The 21,126-nt window shown below is 56.2% G+C and carries 19 protein-coding genes and 1 pseudogene; 10 read left to right on the forward strand and 10 right to left on the reverse strand.

Annotation, left to right across the window (positions count from 1 at the left end):
* Positions 1-13 precede the first annotated feature (13 nt).
* Together MHX53_RS08410 and MHX53_RS08415 are read left to right on the forward strand one after the other, a co-directional pair.
* On the forward strand, positions 14-1,063 hold the full coding sequence (locus tag MHX53_RS08410; RefSeq protein WP_239272180.1) for a Rieske 2Fe-2S domain-containing protein: 1,050 nt from the start codon (positions 14-16) through the stop codon (positions 1,061-1,063).
* Positions 1,060-2,691: a ubiquinol-cytochrome c reductase cytochrome b subunit gene (locus MHX53_RS08415; protein WP_239272182.1), complete on the forward strand. Its 1,632-nt coding sequence runs from the start codon at positions 1,060-1,062 to the stop codon at positions 2,689-2,691. The genes MHX53_RS08410 and MHX53_RS08415 overlap by 4 nt, the downstream gene beginning before the upstream one ends.
* 434 nt (positions 2,692-3,125) lie before the next feature.
* On the opposite strand, the pseudogene MHX53_RS11805 reads toward MHX53_RS08415, so the two are convergent.
* From MHX53_RS11805 to MHX53_RS08450, 7 genes and pseudogenes are all read right to left on the reverse strand, one after another.
* A pseudogene (locus tag MHX53_RS11805) lies at positions 3,126-3,290 on the reverse strand (transposase); the annotation flags it as partial.
* A 177-nt stretch (positions 3,291-3,467) separates the two neighbouring features.
* Positions 3,468-3,869, reverse strand: coding sequence for a cytochrome c oxidase subunit 4 (locus tag MHX53_RS08425; protein WP_239272184.1), 402 nt, complete (start codon positions 3,867-3,869; stop codon positions 3,468-3,470).
* Positions 3,866-5,578, reverse strand: a complete 1,713-nt coding sequence (gene ctaD / locus MHX53_RS08430; protein WP_239272186.1) for a cytochrome c oxidase subunit I — start codon at positions 5,576-5,578, stop codon at positions 3,866-3,868. The genes MHX53_RS08425 and ctaD overlap by 4 nt, the downstream gene beginning before the upstream one ends.
* Positions 5,578-6,468, reverse strand: coding sequence for a cytochrome c oxidase subunit II (coxB, locus tag MHX53_RS08435; RefSeq protein WP_239272188.1), 891 nt, complete (start codon positions 6,466-6,468; stop codon positions 5,578-5,580). The genes ctaD and coxB overlap by 1 nt, the downstream gene beginning before the upstream one ends.
* 115 nt (positions 6,469-6,583) lie before the next feature.
* Positions 6,584-7,222: a leucyl/phenylalanyl-tRNA--protein transferase gene (aat, locus tag MHX53_RS08440; RefSeq protein ID WP_239272265.1), complete on the reverse strand. Its 639-nt coding sequence runs from the start codon at positions 7,220-7,222 to the stop codon at positions 6,584-6,586.
* Between the two features lie 37 nt (positions 7,223-7,259).
* Positions 7,260-7,601: an iron-sulfur cluster assembly accessory protein gene (locus MHX53_RS08445; protein ID WP_102237947.1), complete on the reverse strand. Its 342-nt coding sequence runs from the start codon at positions 7,599-7,601 to the stop codon at positions 7,260-7,262.
* Positions 7,602-7,689: 88 nt separating this feature from the next.
* Positions 7,690-9,108 (reverse strand): dipeptidase, encoded by a 1,419-nt coding sequence (locus MHX53_RS08450; RefSeq protein WP_239272190.1) that lies wholly within the window; start codon positions 9,106-9,108, stop codon positions 7,690-7,692.
* Between the two features lie 12 nt (positions 9,109-9,120).
* Between MHX53_RS08450 and MHX53_RS08455 the strand changes: the two genes are divergently transcribed.
* Positions 9,121-9,738, forward strand: a complete 618-nt coding sequence (locus MHX53_RS08455) for a DUF3043 domain-containing protein (RefSeq protein WP_239272192.1) — start codon at positions 9,121-9,123, stop codon at positions 9,736-9,738.
* Here MHX53_RS08455 and MHX53_RS08460 read toward each other — a convergent pair.
* Positions 9,713-10,780, reverse strand: coding sequence for a quinone-dependent dihydroorotate dehydrogenase (locus MHX53_RS08460; RefSeq protein WP_239272194.1), 1,068 nt, complete (start codon positions 10,778-10,780; stop codon positions 9,713-9,715). The genes MHX53_RS08455 and MHX53_RS08460 overlap by 26 nt on opposite strands.
* A gap of 68 nt (positions 10,781-10,848) precedes the next feature.
* On the opposite strand from MHX53_RS08460, the gene MHX53_RS08465 reads away from it, so the two are divergent.
* The 3 genes from MHX53_RS08465 (at position 10,849) to sucB (ending at position 15,681) form a co-directional block, all read left to right on the forward strand.
* Positions 10,849-12,309 carry a leucyl aminopeptidase gene (locus MHX53_RS08465; protein WP_239272196.1) on the forward strand — a complete coding sequence of 487 codons (1,461 nt, stop codon included), beginning with the start codon at positions 10,849-10,851 and terminating at the stop codon, positions 12,307-12,309.
* Between the two features lie 180 nt (positions 12,310-12,489).
* Positions 12,490-13,881: a dihydrolipoyl dehydrogenase gene (gene lpdA, locus MHX53_RS08470; protein WP_102237952.1), complete on the forward strand. Its 1,392-nt coding sequence runs from the start codon at positions 12,490-12,492 to the stop codon at positions 13,879-13,881.
* Positions 13,882-13,896: 15 nt separating this feature from the next.
* The gene (sucB, locus tag MHX53_RS08475) at positions 13,897-15,681 is read left to right on the forward strand and encodes a 2-oxoglutarate dehydrogenase, E2 component, dihydrolipoamide succinyltransferase (RefSeq protein ID WP_239272198.1); all 1,785 of its coding nucleotides are present in this window, start codon (positions 13,897-13,899) and stop codon (positions 15,679-15,681) included.
* 58 nt (positions 15,682-15,739) lie between these two features.
* Here sucB and MHX53_RS08480 read toward each other — a convergent pair whose 3' ends face one another.
* On the reverse strand, positions 15,740-16,516 hold the full coding sequence (locus MHX53_RS08480; protein ID WP_239272200.1) for a hypothetical protein: 777 nt from the start codon (positions 16,514-16,516) through the stop codon (positions 15,740-15,742).
* Positions 16,517-16,623: 107 nt separating this feature from the next.
* Here MHX53_RS08480 and lipB point away from each other — a divergent pair, with 107 nt between their 5' ends.
* Genes lipB through MHX53_RS08495 form a run of 3 tightly spaced genes read left to right on the forward strand, consistent with a single transcriptional unit; the run spans position 16,624 to position 19,112 of the window.
* Entirely contained in the window at positions 16,624-17,292 is a 669-nt protein-coding gene (gene lipB, locus MHX53_RS08485; RefSeq protein WP_343212363.1) for a lipoyl(octanoyl) transferase LipB, read from the forward strand.
* Positions 17,293-17,306: 14 nt separating this feature from the next.
* Positions 17,307-18,347, forward strand: a complete 1,041-nt coding sequence (locus MHX53_RS08490; protein WP_239272204.1) for a lipoyl synthase — start codon at positions 17,307-17,309, stop codon at positions 18,345-18,347.
* 30 nt (positions 18,348-18,377) lie between these two features.
* On the forward strand, positions 18,378-19,112 hold the full coding sequence (locus tag MHX53_RS08495; RefSeq protein WP_102237957.1) for a DUF4191 domain-containing protein: 735 nt from the start codon (positions 18,378-18,380) through the stop codon (positions 19,110-19,112).
* A gap of 21 nt (positions 19,113-19,133) precedes the next feature.
* Here MHX53_RS08495 and MHX53_RS11810 read toward each other — a convergent pair whose 3' ends face one another.
* Positions 19,134-19,544 (reverse strand): RDD family protein, encoded by a 411-nt coding sequence (locus MHX53_RS11810; protein WP_146004613.1) that lies wholly within the window; start codon positions 19,542-19,544, stop codon positions 19,134-19,136.
* A gap of 139 nt (positions 19,545-19,683) precedes the next feature.
* Between MHX53_RS11810 and glnA the strand changes: the two genes are divergently transcribed.
* Entirely contained in the window at positions 19,684-21,108 is a 1,425-nt protein-coding gene (glnA, locus tag MHX53_RS08505; protein WP_102237959.1) for a type I glutamate--ammonia ligase, read from the forward strand.
* Positions 21,109-21,126 lie beyond the last annotated feature (18 nt).

A 21,126-nucleotide genomic window follows, 5' to 3' on the forward strand; every position in this document is an offset into this window, starting at 1 on the left:
GACGAGGAAGCGAATGACCTCGAAGAATTTGACTGGCACAACAGGCCAGCTGGAGCAGGTGAATGGGTTTGTGAACCCAGGACTTCCTGAACACAAGCCGCGCCTTGTAGACAGTGACTCAGGTGCTGCGAAAGTAGCTGAACGGCAGATTGCCATGTGGTTCCTGGCCTCCATGGTTGGAACCATCTGGTTCATCGTGTCGTACTTCCTGTTCCCGCTCGACGGGACCATGGAGGCACTGCGACTGCAGAACACCATGCTTGGCTTGGGTGCGACACTCGCACTTGCCGGTATCGGTATTGGAATTGTTCTTTGGGCTAAGAACCTGATCACGGACGTTGAGGTGGTTGAAGACCGCCACCGCATCGCTGGGTCCGAAGAAGACCAGGCGATCGCACTGGAGATTCTCAACCAGGCCAAGGAAGAATCGGGCATCGCGCGTCGCCCACTTCTGCGCAACATGCTCATCACTGCGGTAGCGATCGCTCCCCTGCCTGCTGTGCTTGTTTTGCGCGACCTCGGTCCACTTCCAGGAAACAAACTGTTTGAAACGCTGTGGGGACCAGGCGTTCGTCTGATCCAGGACCCGGGCGGTATTCCTCACGAAGGTGCCGAGCGTCCGATCAAGCTTGCTGACGTCACCATCGGTTCGGCTTTCCACGTTCTGCCAGAAGGTATCGCAAAGTCCGGTCACCCGCTGAACGAGAAGGCTAAAGCAGCGGTTCTCCTGATGCGCGTTGACCCACGCGAACTCAAGACGGACCCAGCTAAGGAAGACTGGGGCATTGACGGAGTAGTCGCATACTCCAAGATTTGTACTCACGTGGGTTGCCCAGTTGCTCTGTACGAGCACCAGACACACCACCTGCTGTGCCCATGCCACCAGTCGACCTTCGACGTGACAAACCACTGCAAGGTGATCTTCGGCCCTGCAAAGCGCCCACTTCCACAGCTCCCGATTACGGTCGACAGCGAAGGGTACCTCGTTGCACAGCGCGACTTCCCTGAACCAGTCGGACCGACCTTCTGGGAGATCCACACGAGGGAGACTGAGACTGAATGAGTAACGTTCAAGTGACTGAGTCGAAAGCACTTCAGGATTCAGCAAAATGGATCGAAGCGCGTACGGGCGCTTCGGTTGCAGTGCGCGAGTTTGGTCGTAAGATCTTCCCAAGCCACTGGTCTTTCATGTTGGGTGAGGTTGCTCTTTACAGCTTCGTCATCCTGCTGATCTCGGGTACGTTCCTGACTCTTTGGTTCAAGCCAGCAATGGGCGAAACCATTTACAACGGCCCATTCGTGCCACTCAAGGGTGTCGAGATGTCAGAAGCATATGCTTCGACGCTCGCAATCTCATTTGAGATTCGCGGTGGACTCTTCATCCGCCAGATCCACCACTGGGCAGCACTGCTGTTCATGGCGGCGCTGAGCTTGCACGCACTGCGTATCTACTTCACCGGTGCATACCGCAAGCCTCGTGAGATCAACTGGATGATCGGTGTCGCCCTGATCGCAATGGGCATGGCAGCCGGGTTCACCGGTTACTCGCTCCCTGACGACCTGCTTTCGGGTAACGGTCTCCGAATCATCGACGGTCTGCTCAAGAGTATTCCGCTGGTAGGTACGTACATCTCGTTCTTCCTGTTTGGTGGAGAGTTCCCAGGTGTCGACATTGTGTCCCGTCTGTACATGTTCCACATCATGCTGGTTCCGGCCATTCTTATTGCGCTGATCGGTGTCCACCTGATGTTCGTTGTGATCCACAAGCACACGCAGTGGCCTGGCGCTGGACACACCAACAAGAATGTTGTTGGTGAACCAGTTCTGCCAACGTTCGCTGCGAAGGGTGGAGGATTCTTCTTCCTCATCACAGCGCTTCTGACACTGATCTCGGGTCTGTTCACGATTAACGCAGTGTGGAACTACGGTCCATATGACCCCTCCCCTGTTTCGGCTGGTACGCAGCCTGACTGGTACATCGGATGGATGGACGGTTACCTGCGTATTATTCCGGGCTGGTTCGAGTTCTACATTGCTGGATTCCCCATCAGCTTCAACATCTTCTCGGCCCTCTTGGCTGCGGGTGTGCTGTTCGGTGGAATGATTGCATGGCCATTCATTGAGCAGTGGGTGACCAAGGACTACCGTGAGCACCACATACTGGATCGTCCACGTAACACGCCTACCCGTACCGCTCTGGGTGTTGCAGTATCGATTTGGTACCTCAACATGTGGGCTGCTGCGTCTGGTGACCTTATCGCAGTGATGTTCCACATGTCGCTGAACGACATGATTTACATCTTCCGTGTCCTGTTCTTCGCTGGACCAGTGATCGGTTACATCATCACCAAACGTGTGTGCCTTGGACTGCAGCGTAAGGACCGCGAGATTGCGCTACACGGCCGGGAAACGGGTCAGATTATCCGTCTGCCACATGGTGAGTACCAGGAACGTCACGAACCACTGTCGCCTGAAAAGCTGTGGGTCTTGACTTCCTTCGAATCGCCTAAGTACATTCCGGCCCAGCCGAATGAAAAGGGCGTCATCACCAAGGCCGAGCGTAACCGTGCGAAGCTCTCGAAGTTCTTCTTCGAAGACCGCGTCGCACCGGTCACTAAGGCTGAACTTGACGCAGCACACCATGACCACGCTGTTGAAGGTAAGAGCGACCACGACCAGATTGAGAAGTGAGTCGATCGGCTAATACCTAGTTAAAGGAGCGGGTGGGAGTATTCCCACCCGCTCCTTTTGTGTCTAATGGCGCAAAGTGAGCGTGACGGCGCATTATATTGCGTAGTTATGCTCACTTTGCGCAGTTGTGCCTTACGCCCAGACACGGATACGCAAGACAGCGTTATCGGTTATACACGCAGTTGGCTAGACACTCTTATCAATCGGAACACTTTCGCTTGTACCCATTACTCGACGGGTTACTCATCCTGGGGGGTGTCCCTATGTTTCGAGTCTGGCCGCGGGAGCGGTTGGTTCGGTGATCGGGGGCTGGTAGTAGGTGCCGGATCTTCGTGTGACCGGTGCGATCCCGGCATGCTCATCAAGACCGAGGCGAGAGGGAATCCTCCAACATGCCCTCGACCTCCCGAGCCACGGTCCTGAAGCTCCGTGAAGAGGTCGCGCAATGTGGCCTCGTCCTGCGGGAGAGGCTTGTCGAACAGCTTCTCCCCGTCGAGGTAGAGGGCGCAGGCGTGATGGCTGCTCTTCGCGACGTCCAAGCCGATCACGACCGCAAAGCGTGTGTTCACGATGCTGTCCTTCCCTGGAGCATCATTGATGGCAGGGCAACAAAGTTATACCCGGCCGAGCGACCAGACCCCCGGGCCATCGTGGGCGCTCACAAGGTAACGGGCACGGGTGTGGGCGTGGACTCTTTGCGCAGTACCGAGTACACCCAGATACGCAAAGGGGCCACAGCGTAAAAACGCTGTGGCCCCCTTTGCGCTACTTAACGCTTAGTGGGCGTGATCACCACGATCGTACTCGTAGACAAGGCCAATCAGACCAACAAGAGAGATCACTGCTCCGAATGGCATGATCCAGAATCCAACCGCTACTCCGACGAACATAATCGCCGCACCGGTTGCAAGTACAAGTGGCCACCACGACCACGGGCTGTAGAAGCCGTACTCGTAGGCTTCATCCGAGATCTCGCCAGCCTCATTGTCCTGCGGCTGGGCTCCAATGCTCTTGTGGTGCAAGAGGATGTAGCCACCAACCATGATCGACATGAGGCCGGTCACGACGAGCGCTGGGAACCCAACCATCTCTTCGAAGTTGGTGAGGAACCCGTACACAATACCCACTGGAATGAAGAAGAACGCAGTGGTCAGCATGATCCATCCGGCTGATTTCACTTGGAAGCTCCTTCGTTCTTAGCTGGCAGTGAGTAGGAGTCGCGTGGGTGTCCCGCGAGTTCCAATAGTTCGGGGTGGTTCGCGTCAAATGCTGGACGTTCCGAACGGATACGTGGCAGTGACGTGAAGTTGTGGCGTGGAGGTGGACACGAAGTCGCCCATTCGAGTGATCCGCCGTAACCCCATGGGTCGTCGACAGTTACCTTAGGTGCGTTACGTGCGGTGATCCACACGTTCCAGAACCACGGAATCATGGAGAGAGCCAGAAGCAATGCACCCCATGTGGACACCTCGTTGAGGAACGTCCATCCGTCCTGTGGGAGGTAGTCTGCGTAACGACGTGGCATACCTTCCGCGCCCAACCAGTGCTGCACCAGGAAGGTGCCGTGGAAGCCGAAGAACAACAGCCAGAAGTGGATCTTACCCAGGGTCTCGTTGAGCATCTTTCCGGTCCACTTTGGCCACCAGAAGTAGAAGCCTGCGAACATTGCGAATACCACGGTTCCGAAGATCACGTAGTGGAAGTGAGCAACAACGAAGTACGAGTCAGCCAACTGCTGGTCGAGTGCAGGGCTCGCCAAGATAACACCGGTAAGTCCACCGAACACGAAGCTGACAAGGAACCCAAGCGACCAGAGCATCGGCGTTTCAAAAGTGAGGGATCCCTTGAACATGGTGAAGATCCAGTTAAAAATCTTCACACCTGTTGGAACAGCGATGAGCATGGTCATGAACGCGAAGAACGGCAACAGAACCGCGCCAGTCACGTACATGTGGTGAGCCCATACCGATACTGAGAGTGCCGCAATGGTGACCGTTGCATACACCAGCATCTTGTAACCGAAAATCGGCTTACGGCTAAAGACTGGGAAAATTTCAGAAACAATACCGAAGAACGGAAGCGCAATCACGTATACCTCTGGGTGACCGAAGAACCAGAAGAGGTGTTGCCAAAGGATTGGCCCACCGTTCTCGGGGCTGAAGATGTGTGCGCCAAAGATGCGGTCTGCACCCAAAGCGAACAGCGAAGCTGCAAGAGGTGGGAATGCCATCAGGATGAGGATACCGGTGATCAGGGTGTTCCACGTAAACACAGACATACGGAACATCGTCATACCAGGCGCACGCATCGTAATGATGGTGGTAATAAAGTTCACACCACCGAGGATGGTACCGAATCCTTGGAAACCAAGTCCCAAGACCCACAAGTGTCCACCAATACCCGGTGTGTATGTGGTGTTACTCAACGGGGCATACGCCGTCCACCCGAACGACGCCGCACCCTGAGGGGTCAAAAACCCTGAGCAAGCGATCAGTGAACCAAACAGGAACAGCCAGAAAGCAAATGCGTTCAGTCGAGGGAACGCAACGTCGGGAGCACCGATCTGCAAAGGCATGATCACGTTCGCAAATCCTGCGAAGAGAGGCGTTGCGAACATGAGCAACATAATCGTTCCGTGCATTGTGAACAGCTGGTTGTACTGTTCCTTTGTCTCAATGAACTGCATGCCCGGTGCGAAAAGCTCTGCGCGAAGCAATAGCGCCATCACACCACCGATGCAGAAGAACACGAACGACACAATCAGGTACATGTACCCGATGGTCTTGTGGTCAGTCGAGGTTATCCAGTTGACGATGATCTTGCCCAAGCTCTTGGGCACCTTAGGTTCGTCGACGACCGACTGCGTTTCATTCGCCACGGCAGTCATTACTTATCCCCTTCCTTGGTGTAAGGGTTCTTGTACCATTCGGTACGGTCCAGCTCAGGTCCGAGGCGACCCTCATTTCCTTCAGCCTTTAGTTTTTCGGTGTACGCCTTGTATTCGTCAAGGGAAACAACCTTGACGTTGAAAATCATTTCTGCGTGGAACTCACCACAGAGCTCAGCGCACTTACCGACGTACTCCCCTTCTTTGTCCATACGAAGGTGAAGCGTTTCAACACGCCCTGGAACCATGTCGCGCTTCTCAAGGAACGCAGGAATCCAGAACGAGTGGATGACGTCACGTGAGCGAAGCTCGATCTCAACGTCAGTGTTTGCCGGAAGGTACAGTGTTGGAGCGTCGATTCCGGGCTGCTCGGTACCGTCGAGGTTGACCTGCTTACCGCCGTAGTATGCGTTCTCGGTGAGATAGTTGAAGTCCCACGCCCACTGCTTACCGACAACCTCGACTTTCACCTCGCCAGGCGTGTCGTCGTACACGGTCTTGTCGAGGGTGTTGACGGTTGCGAAGAAGAAGCCCACAACCAAAATAATGGGAAGCACTGTGTACAAGATTTCCACCGGCATGTTGTATTGCACCTGCACAGGCAGTCCGCGGTCTTTCTTGCGACGGCGGAAGGCGATGATGCAGAACAGCATGAGTCCCCAGGTGATAGCACCTACGGCGAGCAATGCGATCCAGCTACCGTTCCACAGTGAGATGTAGTGGTCGGTGTGGCTCGTTGCACCCTTCGACTCTGGTGGGAGGAAACCAACCTCCCACTGTTCTTTTGTGCAACCTGCGAGAAGCACCGTGCTGGCTAGTCCGCCTAAAACACCAACTCGCTTAGCCCAGCGTGCGCCAGACTTGCGTACTGGCTGATTCGGAGAATCCACGTGCAGCCTTTCGAAACCTAGTCGGACCATCTTGTGTGACAAAAAGCCAGCCTAAATGGTCCGAACACAAACGTTGACGAATACACCTTACCGCTACATGCGGTAGAAATTCACGCTAACTGCCCGATTTATGGGAAATTCCTGAAAAATCTACATCCTGTAGCGCTAACGCGAGTTGTTGGCGGTACTTCCCAGCAACAATTTCCGACACGCCCAAGCTCTTGAGATGCGGTGTTTGCCACTGTGTATCGATGATCCATTCGTGCCCACACGCGTCAGAAAGGACTCGAACTAGCTCGACCAAAGCCGTCTTCGACGCATCGGTCACCCGGTGAAACATCGACTCGCCGGCGAACAATTTCCCCAACCACACGCCGTAGAGGCCACCTGCAAGCTCGCCGTCTTTCCAAACTTCCACCGAATGCGCAACACCTCGGTCGTGAAGTTCGCAGTAAAGGTCCCGTATCTGTGGTGTAATCCACGCGCCTGGCCGCTTTGGATCAGCACACGCGTCAACGACCTCGGGAAAGGCGGCGTCAAAAGAAAACTCAAACTTGCGCACCGACTTCCGCAGACTCTTACTCACACGCAAGTCCCCCGGAAACAAAACACCGCGCCACACGGGCGACCACCACCCAATCGGTCCACTCCCCTGCTCGCCTACCCCCATGGGAAACAGACCGCTGCGGTAAGCAGAAAGAACCCCAGGCACCGTGATTTCGTTGCTGACGCAACACAGGTCCCTGGGGTCCATCGCCGAGGTCGTTGAAGTTTTCGTTGAGCGGCGAGTTTTAACTGAAGGAGTCACCGCACGCGCAGGATCCCTGCGCGTTCGGGTTGTCGATGGTGAACCCTTGCTTTTCGATGGTGTCGGAGAAGTCGATGGTGGAGCCGTCGAGGTATGGAACGCTCATGCGGTCCACAATGACTTCAACGCCGTCGAAGTCACGGACCGCGTCACCGTCGAGCATGCGTTCATCGAAGTAGAGCTGGTAAATGAGACCAGAGCATCCACCGGGCTGTACCGCAATGCGCAGACGGAGGTCGTCGCGACCTTCCTGTTCAAGGAGGCTACGGACTTTGTCGGCGGCAACCGTCGAAAGTTCAACACCGTGGGTTGCAGGTGCGGTCATGTGTACTCCTTAATAACTGGTCAACTCGTCAATGACACGTCGTCTGTTTATGCCTAACGTACTGTACGCGTATTCTATTCCGCTTGTCTTACTCGGATTTTCCCAAACGGTGCAGGAATAGAGCTTCAGACACGATAGCCGATTTAAAGTCCGGCAAGAACAATGACTCGTTGGCGCTGTGAGCACGCGTGTCTGGGTCCTCGATGCCGGTGACCAAAATCGAAGCTTGAGGGAAAACCTCCAGGAGGTCGGCAATGAACGGAATCGACCCTCCGAGTCCCATTTCGACGACGTCTGCACCAAAACCGTCGGTGATCGCCTGTTTTGCAACGGCGACGCGAGGGTCGTCCAAGTTTGCCTGCCACGGTGCGCCCGACTCCTCTGGACCGAACTCAAGCGTGGCACCAAATGGAACGTTTTCCTTCAGGTGCTGCTTAAGCTTCGACAAAGCGTCCTGTGGGTCCTGGCCCGGAGCTAACCGCATGGAAACCTTGGCGCGCACCGATGACTGCAAAGTGTTCGACGAGTGGTCTACATCAGGAATGTCGATGCCGATCACAGTGAGCGCAGGCTTGGACCACACGCGGCTTGAGAACGGCCCGGAACCAATGAGTTCTGTGCTGTCGAGAACACCGGAGTCCCTACGAATGGTCGCTTCGTCATAGTCGCTTGCGACGTCTTCGTTCTGAACGAGTCCCTCAACCGCAACAGAGCCGTCTGCGTTGTGGAGCGTTCCCAACAGACGGATCATGGCCATACCTGCGTCAGGAACAACGCCTCCGTACATACCGGAGTGGACCGAGTGCTTGAGGGTGCTGAGTGAGAACTCGAGCGCCACCATTCCACGCAGGCTCACGGTCAGCGCAGGAACGCGTTCCGCCCAGTTACCCGAGTCGGCAACGACGATGACATCGCCTTCGAGCTTGTCGCGGTACGTGTGCAGGAAGTTGTTGAAACTTGGAGAGCCGGCCTCCTCTTCTCCCTCGATGAAAAGGACGACTCCCACATTGAGCTCATCACCCAACAGCTTGAGCGCGGTCAAGTGGACCATGGCACCGGCTTTGTCATCGGCTGCGCCACGCCCATACATACGGTCGCCCTTGACGGTTGCAACAAAAGGTTCGGTGTCCCACAGGGCAACGTCGCCGGTTGGTTGAACGTCGTGGTGCGCGTACAAAACGACAGTGGGGCGACCTTCTGGCGCTTCTTTCCGCGCAACAACAGCTGGGTAGCCGTCATCACCGTCGGGTGTTTGTGCCGTCAGAATCTCAACCGAGTCGAACGTAAGTTCGCGCGCCATCTGGGCAACGACCTCGGCGCTCTTTTCCACATTGCGACGGTCATAGGCCGGCCATGCGACGGATTCGATAGCCACGAGCTCGGAGAGCTGAGAAAGCACGCGGTCAAACTCAGCATCGAGAGCCGTGCGCAAGTTCTCTGGGGTCAAGGTGTCTGAAACATTGGAATCTGAAGGACCCGCCTGGGCGGGGTGAGAGTTGTTAGTCATACTTCCGATACTATGTTGGGCGTGTTTGGACGGAAAAAAGACAAAGCGACGGACGCTCAAGAAGTTGAGCAGAACACGGCTCCCCAGGAGCCGACCGTTCGCGATGCCGAAGCTAAAAAGAACAAGCCCACGCCCACCCGCAAAGAGCAGGAAGCGAAGCGGAAACGCTCCTTGGTGCCCGATGACCGGAAAGAGGCGAAGCGCAAGTACCGTGCGGAAATGGCTAAACAGCGTGACGAAGCCCGCCGAGGTGTCCTCGAGGGTGACGAGCGTTACCTGACTGCCCGTGACAAAGGGCCGCAGCGACGCTACGTTCGTGACTTTGTGGATGCCCGGTTCTCGATTGGTGAGTTGCTCATTCCAGTGGCGGTGCTGGTGTTGCTTATCGGTATTTTCAGCAACAGGCAGATTCAGTTGTACGCGACCATTGTGGTATACGGGCTGTTTGCTCTGATCATCCTGGACTCGATCTTCCTTAGCTATCAGCTCCGTGGGCGCATGGCCCAGAAGTTCGGTGGCAAGGAGAACCTGGAACGCGGGCTGGGCTTCTACGCGACGATGCGCGCGATCCAGCTACGTGTTCTGCGCACTCCGCGCGCCAAGGTTAAGCGTGGCGAATACCCTTCGTGATTTGTGACGCCCAGCCAGGGCCGCGGTAAATCATGCCCGTGTAGCCCTGCACCAGCGACGCACCTGCGGCCAGACGCTCGTGAGCGTGGGCCGCAGTTTCTATTCCGCCTACGGATACCAGCGTGAGCGCATCCGTGTGCGCGCGGATGAGCCGAAGGACTTCCACGGACCGGTCAGCAACGGGGCGACCGGAGATGCCACCGGCTTCTGATTGAGCAAGTTCCTTGTCTTGTCCGGAAAGGACGTCACGGTTAATGGTGGTGTTTGTGCAGATGAGTCCGTCTACCCCAGCGTCAATACACATGTCTGCGACTTCCAAGATGTCCTGGTCGTTCAGATCAGGTGCGATTTTCACTAGCAGCGGTACGTGGCCCAGGGTTGAGCGGGGGTTGGGCACAGCCGAATCTGCTTCATCGCGCACAGCGTCAACAATTGGACGTAACGTGTCGATTGCTTGTAGATCCCGCAATCCCGGGGTGTTGGGCGAACTGACATTAATAACAAGGTAGTCCGCAAGCGGGCTCAACAGCCGCGCCGATGTCGCATAATCACTCACCGCGTCATCTGCAGGAACTACTTTGGTCTTTCCAATGTTGATCCCAACGATGGGCCGGCGTGACTCAGGCAGAACCCGCAACTTCTTGAGTTCGGATTTGATGTTGAAGACTGCTTGCCGTGCCCCGTCGTTGTTAAAGCCCATGCGATTGAGGATCGCGTGGTGATCCGTGAGCCTAAACAGGCGTGGTTTGGGGTTGCCCGGCTGCGAGTGTGCGGTGATGGTGCCTACTTCGATGTGGCCAAATCCCAATCGGGACAACGCACGGATCGCGCTTCCGTTCTTGTCGAATCCTGCCGCCAGACCCACACGGTTGGGGAACTGGAGGCCAAGCACGTTCACCGGATCGGGAGCAGTCCCGTACATTTCGGCTAAATAGGAACCAAGTCCTGCCGTGTCCAGCGCCTTGAGCGTTGACATGCTCATGTGGTGTGCGCGCTCTGGGTCGACGTGAGTCAGGACGTTGCGAAACAAGAAGTCATACACACCCTCATCGTATCGGGCTGATTCGACTAGTATCGAAAAGAACCCAATAAACGGAAGGAATGTTACTTATGCCAACAGTCCCGCTTTCAGTGTCGGCTTCGAATGCGTCTGCTTCGAAGGTGAAGGCTGACATTTTGGTGGTTGCGAAGGCGCACAACGGCGCTGTTCTCGCTGAGTTGGACAAATCGGTCGTCAAAGAGCTCACGGGTGCGCTTGATGCGATCGACTTCGCCGGTAAAGCTGGTTCGTCAGTGCGTGTCGCCGCACCCAAAGGTGTGAGTGCTAAGAGCGTCGCGGTCATTGGCGTTGGTGAAGTTGAGAAGTTGGAAGATGACCTTGAAAAGCTCCGCCAGCACGTGGGGTCATTTACTCGCGGGTTGGACGCCGAGGTGTCGGTCGCCTTTGCGATCCCCACCCCCACCGCCGAGGTCGCAGCTGCGATCACGTTGGGCGCCATGTTGGGCGCGTACCGCTACAACGACTATGTGAGCGAAAAGAAGAGGACCGCGTCCGAGATCACCGTTATCACGGCTAAGAAGTTCAAGGACGCTGTCGAGGAAGCCCGCGTTATCGCTTCCGGTGTGATTGGTGCTCGCGACCTGGTGAACCAGCCTCCGCTGGACCTGTACCCAGAGACCTTTGCTAACCGCGTGAGCGAACTGTCCAAGGGCCGCAAGGTTAAGGCGACGGTGTATGACGCTAAGTATCTGGAAGAAAATGGTTACGGCGGTCTGCACGGTGTAGGCCGTGGTTCTGCGCGTGGTCCTCGCTTGGTCAAGCTCGAGTACTCGCCTAAGAAGGCTGAAAAGCACTTGGCGCTTGTGGGTAAGGGAATCACTTTCGACTCCGGTGGTCTGTCTCTCAAGCCTGCTCAGTCGATGGAGGAAATGAAGTCGGACATGGGTGGTGCAGCGGCAGCCGCACACACGCTGTTCGCCGTCGCCGACCTCGGTCTGACTGTCAAGGTCACCGCATGGCTGTGCCTGGCTGAAAACATGCCTGACGGCAACGCGCAGCGCCCGTCCGACGTTGTCACAATTCTTGGTGGCAAGACTGTTGAGATCACCAACACCGATGCTGAAGGTCGCCTGGTATTGGCAGACGGTCTGGTTGCCGCGCAGAAGGACAACCCGGACGTCGTTATCGACATTGCAACGCTCACCGGCGCTCAGATTGTGGCACTCGGTAAGCGCACGACGGGTGTCATGGGGACCGAGGTTGCCCGCGCTAACGTCTGTGTGGCGGCTGACGAGTCCGGAGAGCAGGTGTGGCCAATGCCGTTCCCTGAGGAGATCCGCGAACAGTTCCGCTCTGCGACTGCCGACCTGAAGAACTCTGGTACACGCGAAGGTGGAATGTTGGCAGCCGGTATCTTCTTGAAGGAATTCATTGAAGAAGGTACCGAATGGGCACACATCGACATTGCTGGGCCATCGTTCACGACCAGCCCTTGGGGTTACACGCCCGAAGGCGGGACCGGTGTTCCAGTGCGGACGCTTGTTGAGTTTGCCCGCTCAATGAGCAAATAATCCTGGTCTCGCGCACGATTGTGCGGATGTCAAGCATGGAATGTGGTGTGAACTCTACTGTTGTTCGCACCACATTCGGCTTTCTTCCCGCAACGTGTTGCCAAATCTTTCCCAGTTCGTGGAAAGATAAGAATAACCGCTGATACGGCAATTTGTTTTCACGAGTATGAGGAGCTCATCGTGGTTGAATCTAAGAACTCGTACGACTTGGTCATTCTGGGAGGCGGAACAGCTGGTTACGCGGCTGCAATCCGTGCGTCACAGCTTGACATGAAGGTCGCACTCATCGAACGCGACAAAGTAGGTGGAACATGCCTCCACCGCGGGTGTATTCCCACCAAGGCGCTGTTGCACGTAGCGGAAGTCGCTCACAGCGTCCGTGACTCCAAGAGCTTCGGTATCCTTTCCGAGTTCCAGGGCGTCGACATGGAAGCGGCCATCAAGTTCAAAGATGGAATTGTTGACCGCAACCACAAGGGCCTGTCCGGCATGATCAAGGCTGACGGCGTTGACCTCATCAGCGGTGAAGCCAAGCTGAAGGACCAGTCCACGGTGACCGTGTCCACTGATGAAGGTGAACTTGAACTGGACGCCAAGAACATCATTCTGGCTACCGGCTCCGAACCGAAGACGATCGGAATCGAAATTGGTGGTCGCGTTCTTACCAGCACTGAAGCGCTGAGCCACACCGAGGTGCCAGGCAGCGCGATCGTTCTGGGTGGCGGTGTGATCGGTTGTGAGTTCGCAAGCATCTGGTCCTCGCTTGGTTCGGAAGTCACGATTGTTGAAGGACTCCCCCGCCTCGTCGCTAACGAAGATGCCGACATTTCGAAGGAACTGGAAAAGGCATTCCGTCGTCGCAAGATCAAGTCCAAACTGGGCGTGAAGTTCAAGAGCGTCGAACAGGACGACAACGGTGTAAAGGTTCAGCTCGAAGACGGTTCAGAGCTCGAAGCTGACGTTCTCTTGGTCGCCGTTGGTCGTGGACCGGTCACAGCTGGCTTCGGCTACGAAGAAGCAGGCGTGAAGCTCGACCGTGGATTCGTTGTCACCAACGAACGCCTGCACACCGGCGTTGGCAACATTTGGGCAGTCGGTGACATCGTTCCTGGTCTGCAGCTGGCTCACCGTTCGTTTGGACACGGAATCTTCGTGGCAGAAGAAATTGCGGGACTTGAGCCAACTCCAGTTGATGAAAACGGTGTGCCACGTGCCACCTACTCAGAACCTGAAATCTTCTCCGTGGGACTCACCGAGGACCAGGCCAAGGAAAAGTACGGTGAAGACAAGATCGCCAGCGTGAAGTTCCCATTGGGCGGTAACGCTAAGTCTGCAATCCTCAAGACCAACGGTTTCGTCAAAGCCGTCCGTGTCAAGGAAGGCCCAGTTGTGGGTCTGTGCGGTATCGGAGCTCGTTTCTCTGAACAGGTTGGTGAAGCGCAGCTCATCATCAACTGGGAAGCATTCCCAGAAGAGGTCGCACACCTCATCCACGGGCACCCAACTCAGAACGAAGCAATCGGCGAAGCAATGCTCGCCCTTGCCGGTAAGCCACTCCACTTCCACAACTGATTCAGGGGAATACACATGTCTAACTCCGTACAGATGCCAGCCCTCGGTGAATCCGTCACCGAAGGTACCGTCACGCGCTGGCTCAAAGAAGTCGGCGAAGAAGTTGAAGTCGACGAACCGTTACTTGAGGTTTCGACCGACAAGGTCGACACCGAAATCCCCAGCCCATACGCAGGTGTCCTCGAGAAGATTCTTGCTGACGAGGACGACGTCGTAGAAGTCGGCGGAGATCTCGCAATCATTGGCGATGGCTCCGGTGGTGGCGACTCGTCTGAGGAGCCAGCTGAAGAAGAGGCTCAGGAAGAGGCTGAGGAGCCAGCTGAAGAAGCACCTGCTGAAGACGCCTCGGATGACAACGCTGAGGACGACTCGGCTGACGACGCTTCAGAAGACAAGTCGGAGAAGTCCGCACCAGCGTCATCGGGTGAGTCCAGCGAGGTTCCTATGCCTGCTCTGGGCGAGTCGGTGACTGAAGGAACCATCACTCGCTGGCTCAAGGAAGTTGGCGAAGAGGTCGAGGTCGACGAACCACTTGTCGAGGTTTCGACCGACAAGGTCGACACCGAAATTCCTTCACCTGTAGCCGGTGTTCTTCTTGAACAGCTCGCTGCTGAAGACGACGAGGTCGAGGTCGGTGCCCCACTGGCACGCATCGGCTCCGGCGACGCTTCCGCAGACGACTCTGCCGATGAAGAAGCCGCTCCACAGGACGACGAGCCCAAGGAAGAAAAGGCTCAGGAAGGAGCTCCCAAGGCAGAAGAACCTAAGGCTGAAGAGGCTCCTAAGGAAGAACCCAAGGAAGAGCCTAAGAAGGAAGCCGACAAGCCTGCAGAAACCAAGACGCAGTCCGTCAAGGGCATTTCACGTCCTAACGCTGGCGCATACGTGACCCCACTGGTGCGTAAGCTGGCACGCGAAAAGGGCGTTGACCTTGACACTGTTGAAGGAACGGGAGTGGGTGGACGTATCCGTAAGGAAGACGTCCTCAACGCTACTTCTACCTCGTCAGCTGCAGCCACCTCGGCGCCTGCTGCTAAGGGGCCTCACAAGGTAGAGATCCCAGAAGACGTGCAGAAGCTGCGTGGCACCACGCAGAAGGCTTCCCGTATTCGCCAGACCATTGCGACACGCATGCGCGAATCTCTCCAGAACTCCGCTCAGCTCACTCAGGTGATCGAAGTGGACATGACTCGCGTCGCCCGTCTGCGCAAGCAGCACAAGGACGCGTTCCAGAGCGCTCACGGCGTGAAGCTCACCTTCCTGCCGTTCTTCGCCAAGGCTGTTGTCGAAGCCCTGCAGGTTCACCCTAAGGTCAACGCACAGTACGACGTGGACGCGAAGGAAATCACCTACTTCGACCACGAGAACCTGGCAATCGCGGTAGACACCGAACGTGGTCTGCTGGTTCCTGTTGTCAAGGACGCAGGCGAAATGTCGCTGGCTGAACTGTCGAAGTCGATCGACGACATTGCTGAGCGCACGCGTTCCGGCAAAATCGGTCCCGACGAACTGTCCGGTGGAACCTTCACGATCACCAACATCGGTTCGGTGGGCGCACTGTTCGACACGCCAATCATCAATTCCCCTCAGATGGGAATTCTGGGCACCGGTGTTATCACCAAGCGCCCAGTCGTGGTCAAGACCGAAGACGGTGAGGAATCGATCGCGATCCGCGACATGGTCTACTTGCCACTGACCTACAACCACGAACTGGTTGACGGTGCTGACGCAGGACGCTTCCTGCAGACCATCAAGGCTCGCCTGGAAGAAGGAAACTTCGAAGCCGACCTTGACCTGTAAATCGCGCTAAGAACAAAGCGGGAGGTGTGTAGACACCTCCCGCTTTGTTTATTCGTACTTACTCTGTGACCTCCCAGACGCGCCACCTCTTGTCCACCTTCTTAAGTGTGAGTGTGAGGCGCACGCCGGTTTCCGGGTGTGCGGTGACGGTTGCGGTGACCACGGCCGAATCTGTGGTTTCTTTCACCACGTCGATGTCCGTTGCGTCAATGGCGATGTCCGCTCCCCCGTACTTGTGGATATCGGCGAACTTCTCGGCCTTGCGTGCCGGCGATCCGTCCACCGTGAGAGAGCGCAAGAGATCTTCGTCTGTGGTGCTAAAAGCTAGTGCGCGTTCATTGCACAACCGGATGACGGCGTCGTGGGCCGACTCGTCCTGAGACGGTGGACGGTCCGGCTTGCTGGTTGGTGTATGTGTGGCCTTGCTCCCTTCTGTGGAACTGGCTTTGCTGGCCGGCGCGTTGTGCGCGACGGTTCGCTCACTCCCCCGCGGAATGAACGCAATCCCCACAATGACCGCCACGACAGCTACACCAGCGGCAATAATCATGAGGTCGTACCGCCGAGGTCGTTTACGGGTGCGCTTGCTTTTGCGGCTGGCGCGCGTGGGAGACGATTGCGTGCGGCCGGATTTTTGTCGGGTGTTCTGGGCTTCGTTGTTGCGGAGTGCAGCGACAACTGTGGGTAGCTCAGTTGTGGGCGCACTGGCGGCGTCCTCTCGCACGTCCTGAGCTTCTTGCTCCGTGTGCTCACGGGACTGACTGTGTGGACTGTTCTTCTTGTGGAGGTTCCGCAAGTACTCTTCGATGGGTTCCATGAAAGTAAATCCGTTCACGTTCTCGACGACCCAACAGCATTGTTTGATGTCGTTTGATGGTGTTTAGAATACTTTGTTTAACGTAGAAAAACTAGGGTTGAGCATTTAGTTTTCTCTATTTGGGTGTGGTCGCTAAGGGGTCTAGGGTTGTCGTTATGGCTTTCACTGTCGAAAAGTTGGGCTTTGCTCCCGACCTTGTTGACTACACAAATGCACTGCGCGTGCAGAATCAGTACCACAGCGACGTGGTGAACGGAACCCGCGAATCAACCCTCCTCGTGTTGGAACACAATGCCACATACACGGCTGGGAAACGCACGGAACCCCATGAACGACCTCGGGATGGAACACCGGTCATCGACATTGACCGAGGTGGGAAAATCACGTGGCATGGCCCGGGCCAGTTGGTCATCTACCCCATCTACCGGTTGCGTGAAGCGCACCAGGTTCGCTTGTATGTGGACCAAATCGAGAAGGCCGGGATCGAGTTGTTGGCCGAGTATGGCATTCAAGCCGGGCAGGTCGACGGTCGCTCGGGAGTGTGGCTACCTGCAACCGACACTAAGCCGGAACGCAAGATCCTGGCCATCGGGATCCGCATCCACCAGGGCGTGGCCATGCACGGACTTGCGCTCAACTGTTCGAACTCGACTGACGGGTTCGACATGATCGTCCCGTGTGGCATCGCCGACGCGGGCGTCACCTCAATCTCCGACGAAATCGGCAAAACCGTCAACCCCAGTGACGTTGCCGATCGCCTCATTGAACTTTTGAACACCCACATCACCGCATAAGAAGGATCGATACAGTGACAGTTGCTCCAGAAGGTCGCAAGCTACTTCGCGTTGAAGCGCGCAATCAGCAGACGCCTATCGAGGACAAGCCCAAATGGATCAAAGCGAAAGCGAACATTGGGCCGGAGTTCACCGAGCTGAAGTCCTTGGTTCGTAACTCCAAGCTCAACACGGTGTGTGAAGAAGCGGGTTGCCCTAACATTTTCGAGTGCTGGGAAGACCGTGAGGCCACGTTCCTCATCGGTGGCGAACAGTGTACGCGTCGTTGCGACTTCTGCCAGATCGACACTGGAAAGCCACAAGAGCTCGACCGGGACGAACCACGTCGTGTGGCAGAGTCGGTTGCCAAGATGGGTCTTCGCTACTCAACTGTCACAGGGGTTGCGCGTGACGACCTGCCTGACGGTGGCGCGTGGCTCTACGCTGAAACCGTGCGCCGGATCCACGCCCTCGAACACGCGGACGGTCAAGGAACCGGAGTTGAACTCCTCATTCCCGACTTCCAGAACCGTGACGACGACCTCGACGAAGTCTTTTCTTCACGTCCAGAAGTGTTGGGCCACAACCTCGAAACTGTTCCCCGAATCTTCCGACGTATCCGCCCCGCGTTCCGCTACGAACGCTCACTCGAAGTGATTACAAAAGCCCGTAAGGCTGGACTTATCACGAAGTCGAACCTGATCCTGGGTATGGGTGAGACGAATGAAGAAGCCGTTGAAGCTCTGCGTGATCTGCATGAAGCGGGAACCGATCTGGTCACCATTACGCAGTACTTGCGCCCCAGCTCTCTGCACCACCCGATTGACCGGTGGGTTAAGCCACAAGACTTTGTTGAACTGCGGGACGCTGCCCTGGAGATCGGTTTCCTGGGAGTCATGTCGGGTCCGCTGGTCCGTTCGTCATACCGTGCAGGGCGTCTGTGGGCAGGTGCAATGCGCAAGCGCGGCCAGGAGATCCCCGCTCACTTGAGCCATTTGGACAAGGAGTTTCCCGCAAAACAGGAGGCTCAGTCAGTGGTTGATACGTTTGGTGCCGGCGACGAGGTAAAATTCTAGGTCGAGGTATACGAACACTAACGAGAGACTATGGCTGAAAAAGAAAACCAATCGCGAGGCTTGTTCAAACGTAAACCAAAGGACCCCGCAAAACCTGGACGCATTGAGCAGATGCGTGAAGTGTTTAAGCTTGCGCGCAAACACTACCCGGCCCTCCCATGGATCATGCTCGCAGCAATCGTGGGCATCACCCTGGTGGGTGTGCTTGTTGGGCTCCTGTTGCCACCCGTGTGGCTGTGGGGAATCCTCGGTTTCATGGGCGGTGTCGTTTTCGCCTTGTGGATTCTGGGACGTTACGCAGAAAAAGCGGCGTTTGCAGAAATGCGCGGAAAGCCAGGCGCGATTGGTGCTGTCCTGAACTCGGCTCGCAGGAGCTGGCTCATGGATGAACAGCCCATTGCGGTTGACCCTCGCACCAAGGACATGGTGTTCCGCTCCACCGGCCGAGGTGGTGTTGTGCTTGTCAGTGAAGGCCCGGCTAACCGTACGTACAAGATGTTAGAGAAGGAACGTAAGCGTCACGAACGCGTGCTTCCGAACGTGCCCGTCCACATCATTCAGGCCGGCGACGGGAAGGATCAGGTGCCTATGGACAACCTGGTATCTACCGTTCACAAGCTACCTCGCAAACTGCACAAGGACGAAGTTTTGGCAGTGCGTAAACGTCTGGCGTCGCTAGGGTCGATGACCAGTCGCCCACCTATTCCAAAGGGAATCGACCCGAACCGTGCGCGCCCCGACCGTCGCGCAATGCGTGGACGCTAGTCCCTTTTGTGCTTAACCAATTTATCTACGCACCACGACCGCACCAGCCGCGAGGTCATGAAGTCCTCGGCGGTCGGGGTCGTAGATGAGTGGCGGGATAATCAGACAAAACAGAACGTGGCGCACAAGAACCCGTACCACGTTGACCTTTTTACCGCTGGTCGACATAAGCAGAATTCCGCAGATCAGATAACCCAGGGTGTATCCGAACAGGGGCAACATCACCAGGACCTGAAGTGTGTACAGTCCCAACGTGACCCACTCGTTGTTGTTGAAAAACAGGACTGACAGACCAAACGCAACTCCCCAGTCGATGAAGAGTGCAACTAACCGACGAATAACGGGTGCAACAGAACCTCTCCCCGACTGGGGAAATCCATATTTCTTACCTGGGTAGTCGCTTGTCGACTGCGATGCTGCTCTTCGATTCACCCGCCCAGTGTACCTGGCACCACATAAGCCCTCACCACCTCGGCCGTGTCGAAACACGCAGGAAACAATCCGGACATGGTTCCTTCATGGTTGGCCGTTAAACTCAAGGTACTGGTGATAAACCAAATTAGGAGTGAATGTGTTCTCGACACCAAGTGAACTAGTTGCCTATCTCGCAGACCACGACGTGAAGTTCGTGGACGTCAGGTTCTGTGACCTGCCAGGCGTTGTGCAACATTTCAATCTTCCCGCTAGCGCATACGGGGAGGATGAAATTCAAGGCGGTCTGCTCTTTGACGGATCGTCAGTTCGCGGGTTCCAAACGATTAACGAATCAGACATGAAACTGCTCGCCGACGTCAGTTCGGCGTACATCGACCCCTTCCGAGATGCAAAAACACTCGTTGTTAACCACTCGATTGTGGATCCCTTTACCGATGAGCCTTACTCGCGTGACTCGCGTCAGGTAGCTGCGAAAGCCGAAGCCTACTTGAAGTCCACTGGAATCGCCGACACTGTGTACTTTGGTGCAGAAGCCGAGTTCTATATGTTCGACGAGATTCGCTACTCAGTGACGCCGGGCCACAGCTTCTACTCAATCGACTCGGAAGAAGCTGCGTGGAACACCGGGCGTGAAGAACTCGGTGGCAACCTGGGTTACAAGTCCCCCATGAACGGTGGTTACTACGCAAGTGGCCCGCAGGACAAGGACGCCGACATTCGCGATGAAATGTCTCTCACTCTCGAATCGATCGGGTTTGAGATGGAACGCGCGCACCACGAATGCGGAACCGCTGGGCAACAGGAAATCAACTACAAGTTCGCCACTCTGCAAAAGGCCGGCGACCAGCTTCTCGACTTCAAGTACATTGTTCGCTCAGTAGCTGAGCAGTGGGGCAAGACCGTCACGTTTATGCCACGCCCGCTGATGAACGACAGTGGTTCGGGCATGCACTGCCACCAGTCACTGTGGAAAGACGGCAAGCCTCTGTTCTACGACGAAAACGGATACGCTGGCCTGTCCGACCTGGCCCGCTGGTACATCGGTGGCCTCATTGAACACGCAGGCGCTGTCCTGGCGTTCACCAACCCCACCATCAACTCCTACCGTCGTCTGGTACCCGGTTACGAAGCACCGATTAACTTGGTCTACTCGGCACGCAACCGTTCGGCAGCAATCCGTATTCCTGTCACCGGCGACTCCCCTAAGGCCAAGCGCTTGGAGTTCCGTGCGCCGGACCCTTCATCGAACCCATACCTGGCGTTCTCCGCTCAGCTCATGGCTGGTTTGGATGGAATCCGCAACCGCATTGAGCCACCGGAGCCAGTCGACAAGGACCTGTACGAGCTCCCACCAGAGGAACTGCAGGACATCAAGCACGTGCCCGCTTCGCTGGAAGAAGCGCTCGACGAACTCGACAACGACCGCGACTTCCTTACACAGGGAGACGTGTTCACTGAAGACCTCATTGACACGTGGATCAACTACAAGCGCACTCACGAAATCGACGTGATGCGTCTGCGCCCAACGCCAACGGAGTTCGAACTGTACTACTCACTGTAGGAACACAGCGTCTCTGAG

This window comes from Brevibacterium sp. ACRRH (assembly GCF_022346365.1).
Taxonomy (GTDB): Bacteria; Actinomycetota; Actinomycetes; order Actinomycetales; family Brevibacteriaceae; genus Brevibacterium; species Brevibacterium paucivorans.

Bases quoted from the DNA above. Each gene is read 5' to 3' on its own strand.
- ctaD (WP_239272186.1), bottom strand. From the start codon at position 5,578: ATGACTGCCGTGGCGAATGAAACGCAGTCGGTCGTCGACGAACCTAAG.
- MHX53_RS08465 (WP_239272196.1), top strand. From the start codon at position 10,849: ATGCCAACAGTCCCGCTTTCAGTGTCGGCTTCGAATGCGTCTGCTTCG.
- MHX53_RS08445 (WP_102237947.1), bottom strand. From the start codon at position 7,601: ATGACCGCACCTGCAACCCACGGTGTTGAACTTTCGACGGTTGCCGCC.
- MHX53_RS08455 (WP_239272192.1), top strand. From the start codon at position 9,121: ATGTTGGGCGTGTTTGGACGGAAAAAAGACAAAGCGACGGACGCTCAA.
- aat (WP_239272265.1), bottom strand. From the start codon at position 7,222: ATGGACCCCAGGGACCTGTGTTGCGTCAGCAACGAAATCACGGTGCCT.
- MHX53_RS08415 (WP_239272182.1), top strand. From the start codon at position 1,060: ATGAGTAACGTTCAAGTGACTGAGTCGAAAGCACTTCAGGATTCAGCA.
- MHX53_RS08450 (WP_239272190.1), bottom strand. From the start codon at position 9,108: ATGACTAACAACTCTCACCCCGCCCAGGCGGGTCCTTCAGATTCCAAT.
- sucB (WP_239272198.1), top strand. From the start codon at position 13,897: ATGTCTAACTCCGTACAGATGCCAGCCCTCGGTGAATCCGTCACCGAA.
- MHX53_RS08495 (WP_102237957.1), top strand. From the start codon at position 18,378: ATGGCTGAAAAAGAAAACCAATCGCGAGGCTTGTTCAAACGTAAACCA.
- MHX53_RS08410 (WP_239272180.1), top strand. From the start codon at position 14: ATGACCTCGAAGAATTTGACTGGCACAACAGGCCAGCTGGAGCAGGTG.